This window comes from Microcoleus sp. PH2017_05_CCC_O_A, from assembly GCF_020738785.1.
In the GTDB taxonomy this organism is placed as follows: domain Bacteria; phylum Cyanobacteriota; class Cyanobacteriia; order Cyanobacteriales; family Microcoleaceae; genus Microcoleus.
In genome coordinates, this window is record NZ_JAEQCB010000168.1 from 1 (window position 1) to 18,804 (window position 18,804).

Genomic DNA, 18,804 nt, shown 5'->3' on the forward strand with positions numbered 1-18,804 from the left:
GAACACGCAAACAAATTGTACGCTTCCCGATAATTTGCTACTTCCCAAAATGCTGTAGCCTTCGCCACTGCGTAAGGACTTCTGGGGCGAAAGGGCGTGTTTTCATCCGCTGCACAACCTCCGGTATCCCCAAAACATTCGCTAGAACTGGCATTGTAAAGTTTAATTTTACCGCCTGCAAACCGAATTGCTTCTAACAGATTTAATGTACCTGTGGCAATACTTTCGAGGGTTTCTACCGGTTGTTCAAAAGACAGAGCGACGGAACTTTGACCCGCTAGATTGTACACTTCGTCGGGTGCAATTTTTGCTAATACTTGCAAGACGCTGCGAAAATCGTTGAGAGACATGGATTCTAGTTTTACTCTGTCTCGGATGCCCAAACGAGCCAGGTTTCCGAAACTAGACATTTGGGCGTCTCTCGAAGTGCCGCAAACTTCATAACCTCGATCGAGCAGCAGTTTAGCTAAATAAGCTCCATCTTGACCTGATATACCACAAATTAACGCTTTTTTCATATAAATTTTGACAACCAAACTCTAGCTTAACGATTGCTATTTTTCCCGTTATTTAACTTTTACCGTCAGAATTTTTATTATTTTTAATATTTGGGATTTTTCGAGGAGTTACCAGAGAAGACCGGGCGGTTGAAACCGCGTCTATATAGACAAAACCCACCTCCGTGGGTTGAAGACGTGGCACTTACAATTCGGTTATTTTTCCGTCGGCGTCCGGCGGACATCGTTTGTGTAGTGTAGACGCGGTTTCAACCGTACGTCCGATTTACAAACAAATTTCAGGACTTACGCCGGAGGACTAAAGAAACCGGGTTTTTTACCGATATTAAGGGTTTGAACCAAATATTTGGGTGAAAAAACCCGGTTTCTGGCTACCCGTGCGTAAGTCCTGAAATCTCCCTTATAGCCGAGACGAGATCCCCCTAAATCCCCCTTAAAAAGGAGACTTTGAGAAGACTCTTGTCCCCCCTTTTTTAGAGAAGGCTCATGTCCCCCCCTTTTTTAGGGGGGTTAGGGGGGATCTGGGTTATAGCATCAAACAGTAGACCAATATTGCTTTATTCGTTATTTTTACCTTTTGCCTACTGACCAATGCCTTCTTCAGATACTAGCCTTCCCACCGTTGGGCGACCAATTCAGCCAAGTCAACTACGCGCTGGCTGTAGCCCCACTCGTTGTCGTACCAAGCCAACACCTTTACCATGTCGCCGTCCATCACCAGTGTCAAGCTAGAATCTAGGATGGAAGAAGAATCGTTTCCGCGATAGTCGCAAGAAACCAGAGGCAAATCGTTGTACTCCAAAATCCCCTTCATCGGGCCTTCGGCTGCTTCTTTGAAAACTTGATTTACTTGCTCGGTAAAAGTCTTTTTCTCTACCTGAGCCACAAAATCAACGACCGACACATTAGGAGTCGGAACCCGCATGGCGATGCCATTTAACTTACCCTTCAATTCTGGAATCACCAAAGCCACAGCTTGAGCAGCACCAGTAGAAGTAGGCACAATATTCATCGCAGCAGCCCGCGCCCGTCGCAAATCCCGGTGGCTGGCATCCAGCAAGCGCTGGTCGCCAGTATAGCTGTGGGTAGTGGTCATCATGCCTTTGACGATGCCAAAATTTTCGTGAAGCACTTTCAGTACGGGAGCTAGACAGTTAGTAGTACAGCTAGCATTGCTGATGACAGTGTAGTCACTGTGCTTGTAGTTGTGGTGGTTGACTCCCATCACATAGGTGCCAACTTCTGGCCCCTTACCGGGAGCAGTAATTAGCACTTTTTTAGCGCCGGCAGTGATATGCTTCGAGGCACCAGCTTGGTCAACGAAGACGCCGGTTGCTTCAATAATCAGATCAATACCCCAATCTTTCCAAGGCAGGTTGAGCGGATTGCGATCGCTCACGCATTTAACTGTCTTGCCATTGAGAATAATCGAATTTTCATCCGTACTGATGTCCACACCCTTCAACGTTCCCATCATGGAATCGTATCTCAGCAAGTGAGCATTAGTTTTCGGATCGGAAGTGTCATTAATTGCTACCAGCTCAAGCTGGCTATTTTCTCGGCCCAGCAAGCAGCGCGTAAAACTGCGCCCAATACGTCCAAAACCATTGATCGCGACTCTAATCACCTAGTACCTCCTAATGATGGCAGCCCTTAACTCAGGCTGAATTTTTGGAAAAATTTAATAATTGACTTCTGACACCAGATCATATCGCAAAGGCTGATCCTTTCTAACTTTTCGTCTGTATCGAAAAAATCTGAAATTTTTGAGAAGGCAGAAATCCGAAGGCTCAAGGCATTCAGCTTTCGGCTGCTGGTTGCTGGTAAAGCTGATGGGCCGCAATATAACTCCCGACAACTTCCGGTACTAAGTCGCCCAGCTCGCGATTTTGGGCCCAGCAGCGGCGGATGTGGCTCGACGAAATCTCGATCGCGCGCATGGACAGCACCTCCCAACAAATTTCCACATCTAGCAGAGCCATCTGTTCGGCAACTTTGCAGCAAACAGCATTTGTCTCAACCTGCATCCTGTCGTCAGCATCAATGGACACATCGCTCAAACTATCGCCCCACTCAGATGCTGCCCCTATGTCCCCGCTTTCTGCTGTCTGCGGATCTACCTGACTCGGACGCGGGCCCACCAACCAGTGGCACAACCGCCCGATTTCGGCCGAGCGGTGCCATTTGGGAAGAGTTCTGAAAGCATCGCTGCCAATAATCCAGTACCACCGATCGCCTGGATACATTTTTTGCAAATACAGCAAAGTGTCGATCGCAAAAGAACTGCCCGAGGAATTTGCCTCCAACGGAGCTAGTAGGAAGTCTGGGCGATCGCCGAGCGCCAGAGCGAGCATGGAGCGCCGCCGATCAAAACTTGCCAAATCCGATCGCCACTTGTGAGGAGGAGCGCGATCGGGTACCCAAATCACTCGATCGAGATTAAATTGACTCGCAGCCGCCTGGGCTACCAACAAGTGACCCCAGTGCACCGGGTCAAAAGTACCCCCAAAAATCGCTATTTTCCCCATAATTCCCAAAAATTAGGATTAATTAGGATTAATACAGACAGACATCGCCCAAATTTCATGTTTGTGCGCTTTTACCACTAAGCTCAGTCACTGTTTGACGGTTGCGATCGAATGTATATTTTGTATATAACTCATTCTCAAATAGGTGAGGTATGACTGTGATTTAAATTGTTGGGCTGTACCTTGATGTAATGTATAAAAGAGCGTAAGAGGGCTGAAGCCCAACAACGTACCTTTATTAAGTGAGAAAATGTATACAAATATGTGAGAAGCTACTGTGGTGGCGATCGAGTCAATCTCTGATTTTCAGGAAAAAATGACCGTACCCGCAGATAAATAACTAGAAAATGAGCGAACTTTTGTGATACGTGGTAGTGTTTGTAAATCCTGATGGGTTTTACCCTCAATCTTCGTACAAAGGTTGTGGGGCTTTTGCTGCCGTATCCCAGCACAGCAGGCGGGTAGAAAGAGAAAGAATGCAGGAGATATGCAACCGCCCACAATTAGTCAGTTAGCCCCGACCCCAGACCCCATTCTCTCTGACCTGCAATTTTCGAGCTGTGACTGTTCCGGAAAACTACTCGGTACTAAGTCATATAGGATACAAGACAAACATCTCTACAAGTCCCACAATTCTAGGGACGCGCAGAGAATTTTGTACAAAATCTCTAGCGAACTGTATCCTGAAAAAACAATTCTTGATATGATATCGCGTGTTATTGGCGTGGTGTGGTGTGTGAGGAGCGAAGATGCCGAGTTCTGTTGATTTCAGCGGGAGACCATTTCATTTCATCGGCATTGGTGGAATTGGGATGTCAGCCCTTGCCTACATTCTAGCGAAACGCAAGTTGCCTGTGTACGGCTCCGATATTAAATCGAGTCACATAACCGAGCGCTTGCAAGAAATGGGAGCTCACATTTTTTGGCGTCAAGACGCCAGCAATTTTGAAATATTTCAAACGGCCCTCAACGGTAGCAGTCCCGATCGCGGGGCAGCCGAAAAGGCCGTATCCTCGGCAGTCGCTGGCACGGTAGGGACTTCCGTGGCGACAGCCGAATCTCTCAAATTGAACGGCAAGGGTTCTGGCCCCCAAGCAATTGTGGGATTGCCTCAAGTAGTATGTTCGACGGCAATTCACCCGGCAAATGCCGAATATCGAGCTGCCCTAGATTTGGAATGTCCGATTTTTCATCGATCGGATGTGTTGGCAGCGTTAATTCAAGATTACCAAAGCATAGCCGTAGCAGGGACTCACGGCAAAACTACCACTAGCAGCTTAATCGGCTTTATGCTGATGGCTGCGGGTCTGGATCCGACGATCGTGGTAGGAGGCGAGGTAAATGCTTGGGAAGGGAATGCCCGTTTAGGGGAAGGCCCCTACTTGGTCGCCGAGGCTGATGAATCCGACGGTTCCCTCGTCAAGCTCGCAGCCAAAATTGGCATAGTGACGAATGTGGAACTGGATCATCCAGACCATTACGATACCCTCGAACAGGTAATAGACACATTTAAAGTGTTTGCCAAAAACTGTCAAACGTTGGTGGGCTGCATTGACGACGAAATCGTCAAAGACTGCCTTGCACCGAATGTCAGCTACAGCTTGAATCCGGACAGCGGTGCTGACTACACGGTTTCCGATGTGGAATACGGCGCCGCCAGCACCAAGGCTGGCATTTGGGAGCGAGGAGCTTTCCTGGGGGAAATGGAGTTGAAGTTGTTGGGCAAACACAATCTTAGCAATTCACTAGCAGCCGTAGCAGTTGGTCGATTGTTGGGGTTGGAGTTTTCGGCGATCGCTTCATCGATTGCTGGCTTTGAAGGCGCTCGCCGCCGTTTTGAAGTGCGGGGTTTTCACAATGACATCCTGTTTGTGGACGACTACGCCCACCATCCCAGCGAAATTCGCGTTACCTTGGCCGCTGCTCGCTTACGCATCGAAGGTAACGAAAAGAATTCCAAATCCCGAAGAGTAGTTGCTATTTTTCAACCGCACCGTTACAGCCGAACTCTGACATTTTTGCCAGAATTTGCTCAATCTTTTGGGGATGCAGATTTGGTTGTCGCTTGCGATATTTATAGTGCTGGGGAACCGAATTTAGGAGAGATTAGCGGGCAGCAGGTTGCTGATTTGATTGCTAAAGAAGGCCGAGAGGTTGAGTTTCAATCTTCTCTGGAGTCGGTAAGTAAGTTTTTAACCGAAAATCTGCAACCGGGGGATTTGGCTCTGTTTTTGGGTGCTGGCAATCTGAATCAGATTATTCCAGAGGTGATGGCTTTTTATCAACAAGCCGATCGCCCGGATTAGCTCTCGCCCGCCCCAAGTCGATCGACATGATGGCGGTGCAGGTTGTACCGACACTGCTGTCTGGCGACTCTCTCAAAACAGTCGCATAAGTTACGCAAACAGAATTTGCTACCACCTCTTCAAGCGAATGTATTTTTAAGGATTTTCAAGATGGTGACTATATCGAATGACTCCTGTGTGAAGGAAAATCGGCGAGTGTATTCTCCTATTTCTTTGCGGGGAACTGACTGTAAAATTAATTCTCAAGTTTCTTTGGCGGGTCTGACTTCTTTCCGAGTCGGCGGCCCGGCTGAGTGGTACGTCGCTCCCCGCAGTCTGGAGGCTTTGCAAGCGAGTTTTGCCTGGGCGCACGATGAAGGGATACCGGTGACTCTCCTAGGCGCGGGTTCTAATTTGTTGGTGAGCGATCGGGGTTTGTCCGGTTTGGTCGTCGCCACTCGCTACCTGAAACAGGTAAACTTTAATGCAGAAACAGGTCAAGTTACAGCCGGGGCGGGGGAGTCAATCCCCCGCCTCGCTTGGTTGGCGGCTAAGCGGGGCTGGAAAGGCCTGGAATGGGCAGTTGGCATACCGGGCACTGTGGGAGGCGCTGTGGTGATGAATGCAGGCGCTCACAGGGGCTGTGCTGCTGATATTCTAGTCAACGCTCGCCTGCTATCCCCTAATGGTAAGGTGGAAATTCTCACACCAGAAGCTTTGGGCTATCGTTACCGGACTTCAGTGTTGCAAGGGGGCGATCGACTGGTAACAGAAGCGACTTTCCAGTTGCAGCCGGGATTCGATCGATCGCAAGTCATGGCAGAAACTAATAACAATTTCAGCCAGCGGCGGACGAGTCAACCCTACCACCTGCCTAGCTGCGGCTCTGTTTTCCGCAACCCCAGCCCCAAGGCAGCAGGCTGGTTAATCGAACAAGCGGGACTGAAGGGATACCAGATCGGTGGCGCGCAAGTAGCTCAGCGCCATGCTAATTTTATTCTTAACTGCGGGTCAGCAACGGCCAATGATATTTTTCAAGTGATCCGCCACGTTCAACAGCAAGTCGAGCAGCGGTGGTCGCTGTTGTTGGAGCCAGAAGTTAGAATACTGGGAGAGTTCCCCTTCTAAGGCATGATTGAAGTAATACGGAAACGGCAGACTGCCAGCGCACACATCATCACAAAGTAGTTATGACAAAATCAGGACAAGGATTTGGCTTCGGCCTGGGCAAAATGAAAGAACTGACTGAAGCTTTCAAAAAAGCTCAGCAGGTTCAAGAAGGAGCTAAAAAGCTCCAAGAAGAGTTGGATGTAATGGAAATTGAGGGAACTGCCGGCGGCGGCTTGGTTAAGGTTTTTCTCAGCGGCAACCAAGAACCCCGCCGCGTCGAAATCTCACCGGATGCGATCGGTGAAGGTGCTGATGTGGTTTCTGAACTCGTCACGGTGGCGATGCAGGATGCCTACACTAAGTCTACGGCAACGATGCGGGAGAAAATGGAAGAACTGACCGGCGGACTGAATCTCCCTGGGTTCGGCTAGTCATTAGTCATCAGTCATTAGTCATCAGTCATTAGTCATTAGTTGACTGTTGACTAATGTTATTGGTTATTGGTTATTAGCAGCCCCAAGCGAGCAACAAATGACTAATGACTAATAACGTTCGCGAGCGGGGACAGCGCTAATGACTAATGACTAATAACTAATAACTAATAACTAATGACTAATAACTAATGACTAAATTATTGTTTGTCTGCCTCGGAAATATCTGCCGATCGCCCTCAGCAGAAAATATTATGAATCACTTAATTAAACAAGCTGGTTTGAGCGATCGCATCACCTGCGATTCAGCCGGAACTGGCGGGTATCACATTGGCAGCCCCCCTGACAACCGCATGGCGTTGGCGGCGAGGAAGCGCAAGATTGAATTGTTAGGCGAAGCCCGCCAATTTAACAGGAAAGATTTTGAAAATTTTGATTTGATTTTGGCGATGGATCGCGACAATTATCGCAATATTCTTGCTGTTGATACTGCGGGAAAATATAAAGATAAAGTGCGCTTGATGTGCGATTTTTGCCGATCGCACGACTTGAAGGAAGTTCCCGATCCTTACTACGGTGGGCCGGAGGGATTCGATCGGGTAATTGATTTACTGCTGGACGCTTCGGAGGGTTTGTTGGAATACGTTATCAGTCAGGAACAATTAACAATTAACAATTAACAATTACCAATTACCAATTACCAATTAACAATTACCAATTATAGCATTTCGATCTCCCCTATGAGGTACGCACTGGGCTCCGTGGGCACGCAGGCATACCTCACTACGCTTGAGAACCGCCATACCAGAAAGAATTGGTTGAAAGCCCCAAGCTTTTTCGGGAGAAATTAAAATCAGACTATTCATTACTCAAATCCTCTTCCTTCTAGGTAGAGGTCGCTGTCAATTGTCAACTGTCAACTGTCAACTGAACAATTACCAATTACCGACCAAATGGTGTTCCATCGCAAAGCGAACCAGTTCTGCCCGGTTGTTGCTTTCAGTTTTTCTGAACAAGCTGCTGACGTGCTTTTCGATGGTGCGAGGACTGAGGTGGAGCCGATCGCCGATTTGAATATTAGAAAGACCTTCTGTCAGCAAATCTAGCACTTCCTGCTCTCGTTGCGTCAAATTCGGAGCATCGCCACTGCCATATACCCGCGCGAACGAGCTATCCCGTAAAGAATCGCGCGTTTCTGGTTTTTGAGTTAAAAAATCAGTTTGAGGCTGGTCATTGGCGATGATACCTGTCGCTGTTGGCATCTGTTCGGGTTCGGGGGAACGAGACGGTGCCTGAGCAATTAGAGCGTAGCGATCGAGCAAAGAGCGAATTACCGCGCCCAATTCCGGGAGTTCAAAAGGCTTAGCCAGAAAATTGTCGCACCCCATCTGATAGCCGCGAATCCGTTCCTGCGTGCTCGTGCGTTCCGTCAAAAAAATCACCGGTAGCAATCGGAAGGCGGGACGAGTCCGAACTCGACGCACGAATTCGTAGCCATCCATCTCGGGCATTGTAATGTCGGTAACAATCAAATGTGGCTGAAATTCCTCTACCAAGCCTAAAGCATCTTTGCCGTTCTCAGCAGCGATTACAGAGTATCCCGTAATTTCCAGATAATCGGTAATCGACAAGCGCGTCGCGAAATCGTCGTCAGCAACCAGAATCGTCAAGGGCATGGGCGGACATTAAAAATTAAACATTAAAAATTAAAAGTGATTAATTTCACTTTTAATTTTTAATTCTACTGTTTAATTCTGTTGTTGACACTCCCCGAATATCAAGGTACCGGGATTCTTAAGACATTTCTGTCAAAATATCCCTTTTGTTAAGGTTCCTTTCGCTGACTACGTTTACACGCTTAAGTGCGTAGTCATGTCTCCTCAAAATGTTTTGGGCGTAGACTTTCCCACCGGCAGGGGGTTGGTTTTTTAATCTTGTCTGATGTGTTTATTTTACCATATTCATTTGTGAAGATGGATTTGTTATTTTACTGAACAATGGCGAAAAGCCGGCCACTCAAGAAGGGGTTTTAGACCCATCTCTCTGATAAGTTGCAGTTAAAGTACCAGGTTGCGCTAATGTTCCCTGCAAAGCTACGCCGCGCCCGTTGGCTGCCAAATGCCGCAGAGTTTTGTAAATTGTCTCGATTTGCTCTGGCCTTCCTGCTTTTTTTGCTATTTCTGATACAGACAGAGGTGTTGGAGCGTCTTTGATGACTTGCAGCACCAGTTGCTGCAAATCCAACACAGCAGCGGCCGCTTTTTTACCGGCTTCAACCCCTGGCTGGTGATAGGCATTGACATTTACCAAGGAACCGTAAAAACCTACGGCTCTTTCGTAGAGGGCGATTAATGCTCCTACTGTCCGAGGGTTGACTTTTGTAATTGTGACGGTGATTGAATCTCGATGATTTTCGTACAAAGCTTGTCGAGTTCCCTGCAACAAACCAGATAAATAATCTCCCGAGGTGACGCCCGGTTCTACTTCTGGAGAAATTCCTTGCCTGTCTTCCAAAACTTCGATAAATGTTAGGAAGAAATTCGGCACGCCTTCTCGGAGTTGCTGGACGTAGGCGTGTTGGTCGGTGCTGCCTTTGTTGCCGTAGACTGAGATTCCTTGATAAACTGTGTTGCCGTCTAAATCTTTTTCTTTGCCGATCGATTCCATGACTAATTGCTGCAAATAGCGGCTGAACAATAGCAGGGAATCTTTGTATGGCAAAACTACCATGTCTTTCTCGCCGCGTCCGTTGCAGGCAAAATACCAGGACAGGGCTAAAAGGGCAGCGGGATTGTTTTTAATGTCGGGAATTCTGGTAGCTTCGTCCATGACTTTGGCGCCATCGAGCATCGCCCGAATGTCGATGCCTTGCAAAGCTGCTGGCAAAAGTCCTACGGCTGAGAGTTCCGAAGTGCGTCCTCCCACCCAGTCTGACATGGGGAAGCTGGCAATCCAGCCTTGTGATTTGGCTAATTTGTCGAGTTGGCTGTCTGTGCCGGTGATGGCAATTGCCTGTTTGGCGAAGTCGAGTTTTTGGGCTGCGAAGGCTTTTTGAACTTCGATCATGCCGTTGCGGGGTTCGGGGGTGCCGCCGGATTTGGAGATAGTAATTACTAAGGTGCTGCTGAGTTTGTCTTTGATTTTGTTGAGGATGCGATCGATCCCAGCCGGATCTGTGTTGTCAATAAAATGAATTGCTAGGGGTGGAATGTCTGGGGATAGGGCTTCGGCGACGAATTGAGGCCCGAGGGCAGAACCGCCAATGCCGATCGAGATAATATCGGTAAATTGCGGAGCAAATGGCGGTTTAATATCGCGACTTTGAACTTTCTTGACAAATTCTTCGACTTGTGATATGCCTTCGACTATTTCTTGTTTTAATTCTGGAGTGGGAGCTAAATCGGGGTTTCGCAGCCAGTAGTGGCCCACCATGCGGTTTTCGTCGGGATTGGCGATCGCGCCTGCTTCCAAAGCTGTCATATCTTTGAAAGCTTTGTCAAATTTGGGCTTCAGTGCTGCTACCGCATCGTCGTCGAATCCCATCCGGCTGATATCGAGATAAAGTCCCAATCCAGAGTGATAGTAAAGCCAGTCTTGATAGCGTTGCCAGAGTGCTGCGGCGTCCATATAATTCTCTACGATTCTTATAATGTTCGATCGGGCTAGTCGGGAATCAACCAATTGTAGTTTAAAACGATGTTATAGCATTTATCAGAAAGATGAGGTATGACTGACTGCTTATATAACCGCTTAAACGAAGAGGGCTGAAGCCCAAACGAAGAGGGCTGAAGCCCAACAACAACCCCCCCTTATTAAGAGGGGGCTAAGACTTCATCCATAGCACATAGGAAAGAAAAATGGTATTATGTATGGCTTTTGCAGAATCCCAATAAATTTAAGCATGACTCGTCTGAAGGCGGAACCCTGCGACAGGCAGAAGAGTGTGGCAGAATTAGAGAATAAAAATGTGACTGGCGCAACAGTCTGAGTAGGTAGAACGCCCATTAGTGGCATCCCCCATAGCATCGATCGAAAGTAAAGCGACAGCGACAGATAGATTTAAATGTTGTCAGGGTTCGGCTTTGGGTTTTAGTTTGACAACAGTTAAATTCTGGCAAGTCCCTTTAAAACAGGCATTGCAGTCTGGTTAAATATACTTTTTGCGGTCACTCAATCATCGGCTAAAAATATAATGAACAACTGTCTAATACCAAAATTGTAGTATAATATACAGCAATAGTGCTTCACTTAAGAATGCTCCCCCTAGCCCCCCGACTATCAGGGGGAGACAAGAGTATTTTCAAAGTCCCCCGACTATCAAGGGATGCGAGGGGGATCTCCGGGCAATAAACAGCGCGAACAGAAACGTATTGGAATATACAGATATTATAATTAAAGTGCGATCGACTATGCTTACTCTATCTCCAGAATTAAAAGAAAGATTAGCAACTCCGCTGAAAATCGGCGACTTTGAAGTCAAAAGTCGTGTTCTGCAATCGCCCTTATCCGGCGTAACCGATTTGGTATTTCGCCGCCTGGTGCGCCGCTATGCCCCGGATTCGATGATGTACACCGAAATGGTCAATGCTACGGGTTTGCACTACGTGAAGCAACTGCCACGAATTATGGAAATCGATCCAAACGAGCGCCCGATTAGCATTCAATTGTTTGACTGTCGGCCGAATTTTTTGGCGGAAGCGGCACAAAAAGCTGTAGCAGAAGGAGCGGATACTGTTGATATTAATATGGGCTGTCCGGTTAACAAAATTACTAAAAACGGCGGCGGTTCTTCGCTGCTGCGAGATCCCGAAACAGCAGAGGCAATTGTGCGGGCGGTTGTGGATGCTGTAGATGTTCCTGTGACAGTGAAAACTCGCATCGGTTGGACTGACAAAGAAATTAATATTGTGGAATTTGCCAAGCGGATGGAAGATGCGGGAGCAAAAATGATTACCGTACACGGCCGCACGCGATCGCAAGGTTACACCGGCCCGGCAAAATGGGAGTGGATTCGCCGTGTTAAGGAAGTTTTATCGATTCCCGTCATTGGTAACGGAGACATTTTTTCAGTGGAAGCAGCGGTGCGGTGTCTCGAAGAAACTGGCGCCGACGGAGTGATGTGTTCGCGGGGAACTTTGGGCTATCCATTCTTGGTGGGAGAAGTCGATTATTTCTTGAAAACAGGTGTGGAAAAGATACCTCCGACACCAATTGAACTTCTCGAATGTGCTAAGGAACATCTGCGGGCTTTGTGGGAATACAAAGGTGAAAGCGGTGTCTCTCAAGCGCGCAAGCACTTAACCTGGTATGCTAAGGGCTTCCCCGGTGCTGCGGAATTGCGGGGTGTGTTGGCTGTGGTAGAAACGGTTGAGCAAGGTTGCGAATCGATCGATCGCGCGATCGAGCAATTGCCAGCAGTTTAAAACCCTGGGAGAGGGACTCGCCAAAAGCCCGCTGTTGCGAGTCCAATCGCTCGCAAAAAGTAAGGTTCGTAGTGAGGACTTTAGTCCTCTAATTCAGAGGACTAAAGTCCTCACTACGAACCGTTTTTATTAACAGTTGAAAATTTGTGTGTAGGGGAAAGCATGGACTCATTAAAAGGGCGAGATTTATTAAGTCTGGCCGATTTAAGCATTGACGAATTAAATTATTTACTGGATCTCGCAACCAGTTTAAAATCGGGAATGGTCAAGCTGAAACGCAACAAAGTTCTCGGCTTGTTATTTTCCAAAGCTTCGACACGAACGCGGGTGAGTTTTACGGTGGCAATGTATAAATTGGGAGGGCAAGTAATCGACCTCAATCCCAATGTAACACAAGTCAGCCGTGGCGAACCGTTGGTAGATACCGCCAGAGTTTTAGACAGATATTTAGATATTTTGGCAATTCGGACTTTCGAGCAAAAGGATTTAGTAACCTTTGCCAATTATGCCAAAATTCCTGTAATTAATGCGCTAACAGATGACGAACATCCATGTCAAGTGCTGGCGGATTTAATGACAGTCAAAGAGTGTTTTGGCAAGCTGGAAGGACTGACGCTGACTTATTTTGGTGACGGCAACAACATGGCTAATTCGCTGATGTTGGGCTGTGCAATGATGGGGATGAATGTCAGAATTGCTTGTCCTAAAGATTTCCTGCCAAATCCTGAAATAGTAGCAAAAGCTGAGGCGATTGCTAATGGCAAAACCGAAGTTACTGTGACGGCTGATGCGGAAGCTGCTGCTAAGAATACTCAAGTGATTTACACTGATGTTTGGGCAAGTATGGGACAGGAAGAGGAGGCTAAACTCAGAATTCCTTTGTTTGAACCTTATCAGGTAAATGAACGACTGGTAGGGATGGCCGATCGCAATGCCATCGTACTGCACTGTTTGCCGGCACACCGGGATGAAGAGATTACCGATGCGGTGATTGAAGGTTCGCGATCGCGCGTTTGGGATCAAGCGGAAAATCGGATGCACGCTCAGCAAGCTTTGCTGGCTAGCATTCTCGAAAGCGATTAGGTTAATAAGATAAGACGGCGGTTAAGACGGCGGTTAAGACGGCGGTTGAAACCGCGTCTACACAGACAAAACCCACCTCCGTGGGTTGAAGAGTGGGCAGTTAAAATTACGCGATCTTCGGAGTCTTCCGTTATTTCAAAATAAGACGGCGGTTGAAACCGCGTCTACACAGACAAAACCCACCTCCGTGGGTTGAAGAGTAGGCGGTTAAAATTACGCGATATTCTGAGTCTTCCGTTATTTCAACCGCCGTTTTATCTGAACCGTATTGGATCAAAACCGACTGCAATTATTGTATTAGTTTGATAGCGGTTGTCAATTTGATATAATAGGTGGCAGCATTTCCCCAATTGCAATATTAAAAGCGGGAAATTGCAGCGGTGAAATACTGGCAGTTTCCTCAAGAATGACTTCGCTTTGATACCCATCATCAGCGGGTTCTCGAAAAACGTGCAGTTGTCTGTCATTCACATTTAATACCCAATAATCCACAATTCCCGATCGCGCGTAAATTTTGGCTTTAATTTCGCGATCGTAAGCTAAGCTGCTGTCTGCCACTTCGATAATTAGATATACTTCTGATGGCGTCGGATGGTGAGTGGCGTAGTCAAAGGGATCGATTCTAACTACAGCGATATCCGGTTCGGGTTCGGAATTGTCATCGAGGGCGATCGGATCTTGCATTCGTACCCAAGCCAGATTTCCAAAAAGGTTTTGCAGCAATCTATCTGTACGCCCTAAAGCGGAGGTGTGAGCAGTTCCTTTTGCACTCATTCTGATAATATTTCCTGAAACTAATTCGACTCGTTCCTCTGGGTGAAAAAATCCCATCTCTCCCAGCTTCTGATATTCTTTAACTGTCCATTTGCGGAGCGTAAAAGGGGCTTCTGTTATTAGCATAGCTTCACCAAAAATATCGCAATTCCATCCAGGATAATTTTATTGTAGCTTATTAGGTAAAGTATGCAGCGGTAATCCGAGCGGGATTGTGCAGCCTCTCTATTCCCTCTCTCTGCGCCCTCTGCGCCCTCTGCGGTTAATAAAAAAACAATAAAATGATTCAAATGATTCAGGTTTCGATCGCCGAATTGGCGTAAATTGCCAATTGCGATCGATTTCGTAAATTCAACCGATTCAGTAGATGAGTAACATGAGTTTTCACCGTTCCCTCAGAAATAAACAACTGCTGGGCAATATCTCGGTTAGTTAAACCTTTACCAATCAACTGCAATACCTCTTGTTCGCGCGGGGTTAATTGTGTCAGTGCAGCGAGTTTCGAGGGTTGAGCGGTAGGTGCTGGATTAGTAGGTTCTGAATTAGTAGGTGCTGCACAAAATCCTGTTATTAGCTTATCCATTAAGCCAGGAGCCAGTTGAGTATAACCCGATTGCACCAAACGAATTGCCTGTGCTAACTCTTCCGATGGCATATCTTTCAACAAATAGCCCTTGGCCCCGGCCCGCATCGCATCAACAATGTATCCATCGTCATCAAAGGTAGTTAATACCAAGACACTCGTATTTGGAAATGACTGGCAGATCAGGCGAGTTGCTTCTCTACCATCCATCACGGGCATTTTTAAATCCATTAATACAACATCGGGTTGGAGAGCTTCGACTTGCTCTAGAGCAGCTTTACCGTTGTGGGCAATTCCAATCACTTCTAAATCTGATTCTAGGCTTAACATAGCCTTGAGCCCTTGGCAGATAAGCTGCTGATCGTCAACTAGCAATAGACGAATCATGGGGAAATTCCTAAATCTCTTATCCCATAATAGTTCTTAATTGCACAGACAAAGAAAAAACGCCAAAAGAGGTTACGTTAATTTTACATTTTGTTACATGAAGTAATTTATTTTCGCCTACCTACTTAACGGCAGGCTAACATCGATTCTACATCCCGCTGCGGGTGATGTTTCCAGGTGAAACTCTCCGTTGAGAGAAGCAATTCGCTCTTGCATTCCTCGCAATCCAAACCCGCCAGTACCACTTTCTAATTTGAACCCCCGCCCGTTATCCTCAACAGTCAGGTGCACTCGATCGCGCGTTGTTTGTAATTGCAGGTGCACCTCGGTAGCTTGGGCGTATTTGCAAATGTTGGTCAAGGCTTCTTGCACGATGCGATACAGCGTTTTGACAACTTGAGGTGGTAATACAACTTCCACGCAAATGCTGCTGGTAACAGTAATGCCCATACTCTGGCGAAAGTCTTCCATCAGCGAGGAAATCCCCTGTTCCAAGGTTTCTTCTGCTTCTGCGTCAGCCCTCAGCGCATTTACCGATTGTCGAACTTCTTTCATCGCCACCTTACCGAGTCGGTGTGCTTGTTCCAAAAACGGTTGTGCCTCTGTTGGGTCATGCTGCCAGAGTTTCATGGCGGTTTGCAGTTGAATGTTGAGCGAAGTCAAGGCGTGACCCAGCGAATCGTGAATCTCTCTAGCAATGCGATTGCGTTCCTGAACCGCTGCTAAATCTTCTATTTGCAGGGCATATTCTCGTAGCTGCGCGTGGGCTTGCGATAGTTGTTCCTGAGTTCTACGTTCTGCTAGTAAGGTACTGACCAACTGCGACACGAAAAATAGCCCCAATCCAAACATCAACAATTCTGCCGTCTGGTGCATCCAAATTTGTTGTTGCTCGACATTAGGCAACATCAGGGGTATCACTCTTTGAAGATACTGAACTTGATGAAACATATACATTACCAGCGAAAGACCTGCCACTATCCACCGACCGGGAGATTCAAATAAAAAACAACTGCGAATTAACACGATCAAATACAGCGTCGGTAGGATATGCAGGTATCCCAAGGTTGTTCCGTAGAAGATCAGACCCATTTCGATCGCCGTATAGAGATAGCGAAACGAAGTTTTGCCTGCCGGCAAGATCCATCCCATCAAGGCCAGGGATACCAGGATCAGAATGTGCTGTACGGGAATACTTTGACGCTGCCACGCTTCGATGCCTGCCATCACTCCACAACTGGCTAACATGATCCATTCGGTGTACAGCAAAAAGCGAAACGGTTGGGGTTGGGTTTTTAGTAGGGATGCGATCGCAGTCATGGCAGGGGCCTCCAGTAGTTGTGGCTCTCAGTATTCCCAAAAAATACTGCAAGTCAGACTGAATGTCTATAAAACTCGGCAATTTTCTAACTTTCGCTGATGCTACCCCTGGGAACTATGACTAAAGTTATAGCCGATCGGGAGAGGCAGCGCGAACATCGCACTCGGCAGTAATGGGCGATCGCGACTTTTGGCAGATAAGCGGGCGATCGAGAATATCCATTTCGTTGATGTCAGATCGAGACGTTTTTCAGATGTGTTGAACCGAGTTTATTTCCTAAGATTGTGACATAGCAAACCAAAGCAAACAGTTTTGATTTGCCTCAATAATTCACTTAATATCTAGGAGCAACCAACATGGCTTTAATTAATGGAACCAACGGCAACGACAATCTGAACGGTACTGCTGCTAGCGATACCCTGCGGGGATTGGACGGAAACGATAATCTGTTTGGCGGTTTCTTTGGGGACGATCTTCTGGATGGTGGAAACGGAAATGATACAGCGACCTATCTAGGATTTGGTAATAATATAATTGCGTCTTTAGAGACTAACAAAGCAACTTTTTTTGGAGGTAGCGGAACTTTCATCGGTATTGAAAACTTAATTGGTGGTAACAATCAAGATGTCTTGACTGGCAACGCTTTTAACAATCTGATCGATGGTAGTTTTAGCAATGACGACATCTCGGGCCGGGCAGGGGACGATCGCCTAATTGGTGGAGACGGATTCGATACTTTAAGGGGAGAATTAGGCAACGATAACCTGCGAGGTGGCAACGATACGGATTTGCTAGACGGTGGAGATGGGGCAGATTTCCTCGCTGGCGACAAGGGTAACGATACGATGATCGGCGGCAGTGGCGATGACAACTTTCAATGGGTGGATGGCGACGGCAGCGATCTGATTCAAGGCGGCAGCGGTAGCGATAATTTGTTATTCAACGGTTCGATCGCGCAAGGGGATAATATTAACCTCACCCAATCGGGATCGAACATTGTATTGCAGCGCACCAATCTCGTCCCCGTAACCTTAACAACCACAGGCATAGAAAGTTTTAATGCAATTAACGGTTTAGGTGGCGATGATGTTTTGACTGTCAGCAATCTAGGCGTGGCAAGCGGTGTCGGATTTATCCAATTCACGGGGGGGGATGGCAACGATCGCCTGAATGCGAACTCCAGTGTATCGCCAAACATCGATTCTAGTGGTGGTAACGGTAATGATGTTTTGAACGGCGGTAACGGCAACGACTCGCTATCGGGCGATCGAGGAAATGACGTTATTGTTGGGGGTAACGGGAACGATTTAATTAAAGGTGCCGAGAGTGGCAATCTGGGACGGGGTGAGATCGATGTGCTCATCGGCGGCGCAGGTCGAGATACTTTTGTGCTGGACAATTTCTATAATGATGGCAACATCATTGCAGATGGTGATGCGCTCAACTTTTTCAATGGCATTGATGGCACGGGAGATTTTGCTCGCATCATAGACTTCAGAATCGGTGACGATCTGATTCAACTGTCCGGGCCTCGCAATAGCTATGAGCTCAAACCCATCACCAATTCCCTGCGAGGAGGGAGTGTCGCTCAAGATATGGGAGTTTTCAAGAAAGGATTTTTACAGCCCCTTGAGTTGATTGCGATCGTTCAAGATGCACCCAGTAACCTAAATATCAACGATACAACGCAATTCAGAATCAGCTAGTTTTGTGTCGATCGATCGCACTGCTGTTAGTTTGGAGCGAGTTTTGATTGTAGCTTGGGTAAGGTGCACGGGTTTCAGCTTAACTTGTTTTCCTGCGGTCAGCTTAATGCGCTTTCTCCCAGTCCGGCAGGGGTTTAAACCCCTGCCTCATAGCTTAAGTCGGTTAAAACCGACTGCAATTATTAAATTTATAGCCTTTCTCACAAAGATTCGCGGACGTTGTTGGGAAGAAGGCCCTCTTGATTTAAGCGGTTATATAAGCTGTCAGTCATACCTCATCTTTCTGAGAAAGGCTATATTACATAAATTAATCGTTACAAATAGATAATTCATGAATTAGTAAGGTGTGCAGTGCACACCCTAAAAAGTGGCTACAAACTAGCGAAGTAAGGTGCACATTGTGCACCCTACAGACTGATTAAGAGGCGGCGAAATTCACTTTTGTGACTTCACCTGCGACAACATTAACTGTTTGTTGAATTTGACTTGCATCAACTTTCAACTGATAAGAACCGGGTGAAAGCTCGATCGCACCAAACCATCCTTTACCATCCGCCCGCAGTTGGCGCACCTTGCCACCAGCATTAACTGCCTGCAATGTCAAGCCCGCGCCGTCGCAGCTTCCTTGGCACTGTTGCAAATTTCCGGCGATCGC

At 47.1% G+C, this 18,804-nt stretch carries 17 protein-coding genes and 1 pseudogene; 7 read left to right on the plus strand and 11 right to left on the minus strand.

Annotated elements, in window-relative coordinates; translation table 11 throughout:
- The 3 genes from JGK20_RS28605 to nadD all read right to left on the minus strand — a co-directional run.
- The coding region (locus tag JGK20_RS28605) for a GDP-mannose 4,6-dehydratase (RefSeq protein ID WP_293232997.1) at positions 1-518 on the minus strand (518 nt) is incomplete at its 3' end.
- A 607-nt stretch (positions 519-1,125) separates the two neighbouring features.
- Positions 1,126-2,145 (minus strand): type I glyceraldehyde-3-phosphate dehydrogenase, encoded by a 1,020-nt coding sequence (locus JGK20_RS28610; RefSeq protein ID WP_293178915.1) that lies wholly within the window; start codon positions 2,143-2,145, stop codon positions 1,126-1,128.
- Between the two features lie 172 nt (positions 2,146-2,317).
- Positions 2,318-3,046, minus strand: a complete 729-nt coding sequence (nadD, locus tag JGK20_RS28615) for a nicotinate (nicotinamide) nucleotide adenylyltransferase (protein WP_293232999.1) — start codon at positions 3,044-3,046, stop codon at positions 2,318-2,320.
- Between the two features lie 749 nt (positions 3,047-3,795).
- Between nadD and murC the strand changes: the two genes are divergently transcribed.
- Positions 3,796-5,352 carry a UDP-N-acetylmuramate--L-alanine ligase gene (gene murC / locus JGK20_RS28620; protein WP_293190588.1) on the plus strand — a complete coding sequence of 519 codons (1,557 nt, stop codon included), beginning with the start codon at positions 3,796-3,798 and terminating at the stop codon, positions 5,350-5,352.
- On the opposite strand, the gene JGK20_RS28625 is transcribed toward murC, so the two are convergent.
- Positions 5,303-5,467, minus strand: a complete 165-nt coding sequence (locus JGK20_RS28625; RefSeq protein WP_293154224.1) for a hypothetical protein — start codon at positions 5,465-5,467, stop codon at positions 5,303-5,305. The genes murC and JGK20_RS28625 overlap by 50 nt on opposite strands.
- A 35-nt stretch (positions 5,468-5,502) precedes the next feature.
- Between JGK20_RS28625 and murB the strand changes: the two genes are divergently transcribed.
- The 3 genes from murB to JGK20_RS28640 all read left to right on the plus strand — a co-directional run bounded on the left by murB (position 5,503) and on the right by JGK20_RS28640 (position 7,552).
- Complete coding sequence (gene murB / locus JGK20_RS28630; protein WP_293178923.1) at positions 5,503-6,459, plus strand: UDP-N-acetylmuramate dehydrogenase; 957 nt, start codon at positions 5,503-5,505, stop codon at positions 6,457-6,459.
- A 62-nt stretch (positions 6,460-6,521) separates the two neighbouring features.
- A complete protein-coding gene (locus JGK20_RS28635) occupies positions 6,522-6,872 on the plus strand; it encodes a YbaB/EbfC family nucleoid-associated protein (RefSeq protein ID WP_293178926.1) in 351 nt (116 codons plus the stop codon).
- 191 nt (positions 6,873-7,063) lie between these two features.
- Complete coding sequence (locus tag JGK20_RS28640) at positions 7,064-7,552, plus strand: low molecular weight protein-tyrosine-phosphatase (RefSeq protein WP_293178929.1); 489 nt, start codon at positions 7,064-7,066, stop codon at positions 7,550-7,552.
- A 24-nt stretch (positions 7,553-7,576) separates the two neighbouring features.
- Here JGK20_RS28640 and JGK20_RS28645 read toward each other — a convergent pair whose 3' ends face one another.
- The 3 genes from JGK20_RS28645 to JGK20_RS28655 form a co-directional block, all read right to left on the minus strand.
- Positions 7,577-7,738 (minus strand): hypothetical protein, encoded by a 162-nt coding sequence (locus JGK20_RS28645; RefSeq protein WP_293190589.1) that lies wholly within the window; start codon positions 7,736-7,738, stop codon positions 7,577-7,579.
- 69 nt (positions 7,739-7,807) lie between these two features.
- Entirely contained in the window at positions 7,808-8,548 is a 741-nt protein-coding gene (locus JGK20_RS28650) for a response regulator transcription factor (RefSeq protein WP_293178935.1), read from the minus strand.
- 340 nt (positions 8,549-8,888) lie between these two features.
- Positions 8,889-10,499, minus strand: coding sequence for a glucose-6-phosphate isomerase (locus JGK20_RS28655; protein WP_293190590.1), 1,611 nt, complete (start codon positions 10,497-10,499; stop codon positions 8,889-8,891).
- 782 nt (positions 10,500-11,281) lie between these two features.
- Between JGK20_RS28655 and dusB the strand changes: the two genes are divergently transcribed.
- The gene (gene dusB / locus JGK20_RS28660) at positions 11,282-12,295 is read left to right on the plus strand and encodes a tRNA dihydrouridine synthase DusB (RefSeq protein ID WP_293178986.1); all 1,014 of its coding nucleotides are present in this window, start codon (positions 11,282-11,284) and stop codon (positions 12,293-12,295) included.
- A 162-nt stretch (positions 12,296-12,457) separates the two neighbouring features.
- Positions 12,458-13,378 (plus strand): ornithine carbamoyltransferase, encoded by a 921-nt coding sequence (gene argF, locus JGK20_RS28665; protein WP_293178941.1) that lies wholly within the window; start codon positions 12,458-12,460, stop codon positions 13,376-13,378.
- 315 nt (positions 13,379-13,693) lie between these two features.
- Here argF and JGK20_RS28670 read toward each other — a convergent pair whose 3' ends face one another.
- The 3 genes from JGK20_RS28670 to JGK20_RS28680 form a co-directional block, all read right to left on the minus strand.
- A complete protein-coding gene (locus JGK20_RS28670) occupies positions 13,694-14,278 on the minus strand; it encodes a Uma2 family endonuclease (protein ID WP_293178944.1) in 585 nt (194 codons plus the stop codon).
- 169 nt (positions 14,279-14,447) lie between these two features.
- Positions 14,448-15,122 (minus strand): response regulator transcription factor, encoded by a 675-nt coding sequence (locus JGK20_RS28675; RefSeq protein ID WP_293178947.1) that lies wholly within the window; start codon positions 15,120-15,122, stop codon positions 14,448-14,450.
- A 117-nt stretch (positions 15,123-15,239) separates the two neighbouring features.
- Positions 15,240-16,442: a sensor histidine kinase gene (locus JGK20_RS28680; protein ID WP_293233001.1), complete on the minus strand. Its 1,203-nt coding sequence runs from the start codon at positions 16,440-16,442 to the stop codon at positions 15,240-15,242.
- Between the two features lie 357 nt (positions 16,443-16,799).
- On the opposite strand from JGK20_RS28680, the gene JGK20_RS28685 reads away from it, so the two are divergent.
- Positions 16,800-18,149: a calcium-binding protein gene (locus tag JGK20_RS28685; RefSeq protein ID WP_293178953.1), complete on the plus strand. Its 1,350-nt coding sequence runs from the start codon at positions 16,800-16,802 to the stop codon at positions 18,147-18,149.
- 418 nt (positions 18,150-18,567) lie between these two features.
- Here JGK20_RS28685 and JGK20_RS28690 read toward each other — a convergent pair.
- Positions 18,568-18,804 (minus strand): annotated as a pseudogene (locus JGK20_RS28690) (hypothetical protein); the annotation flags it as partial.

Coding starts and splice junctions, on each gene's coding strand:
- JGK20_RS28685 (WP_293178953.1), top strand. CDS start 16,800: ATGGCTTTAATTAATGGAACCAACGGCAACGACAATCTGAACGGTACT.
- murC (WP_293190588.1), top strand. CDS start 3,796: ATGCCGAGTTCTGTTGATTTCAGCGGGAGACCATTTCATTTCATCGGC.
- nadD (WP_293232999.1), bottom strand. CDS start 3,046: ATGGGGAAAATAGCGATTTTTGGGGGTACTTTTGACCCGGTGCACTGG.
- JGK20_RS28650 (WP_293178935.1), bottom strand. CDS start 8,548: ATGCCCTTGACGATTCTGGTTGCTGACGACGATTTCGCGACGCGCTTG.
- murB (WP_293178923.1), top strand. CDS start 5,503: ATGGTGACTATATCGAATGACTCCTGTGTGAAGGAAAATCGGCGAGTG.
- JGK20_RS28645 (WP_293190589.1), bottom strand. CDS start 7,738: ATGAATAGTCTGATTTTAATTTCTCCCGAAAAAGCTTGGGGCTTTCAA.
- JGK20_RS28680 (WP_293233001.1), bottom strand. CDS start 16,442: ATGACTGCGATCGCATCCCTACTAAAAACCCAACCCCAACCGTTTCGC.
- JGK20_RS28675 (WP_293178947.1), bottom strand. CDS start 15,122: ATGATTCGTCTATTGCTAGTTGACGATCAGCAGCTTATCTGCCAAGGG.
- argF (WP_293178941.1), top strand. CDS start 12,458: ATGGACTCATTAAAAGGGCGAGATTTATTAAGTCTGGCCGATTTAAGC.
- JGK20_RS28635 (WP_293178926.1), top strand. CDS start 6,522: ATGACAAAATCAGGACAAGGATTTGGCTTCGGCCTGGGCAAAATGAAA.
- JGK20_RS28640 (WP_293178929.1), top strand. CDS start 7,064: ATGACTAAATTATTGTTTGTCTGCCTCGGAAATATCTGCCGATCGCCC.
- JGK20_RS28670 (WP_293178944.1), bottom strand. CDS start 14,278: ATGCTAATAACAGAAGCCCCTTTTACGCTCCGCAAATGGACAGTTAAA.
- JGK20_RS28655 (WP_293190590.1), bottom strand. CDS start 10,499: ATGGACGCCGCAGCACTCTGGCAACGCTATCAAGACTGGCTTTACTAT.
- dusB (WP_293178986.1), top strand. CDS start 11,282: ATGCTTACTCTATCTCCAGAATTAAAAGAAAGATTAGCAACTCCGCTG.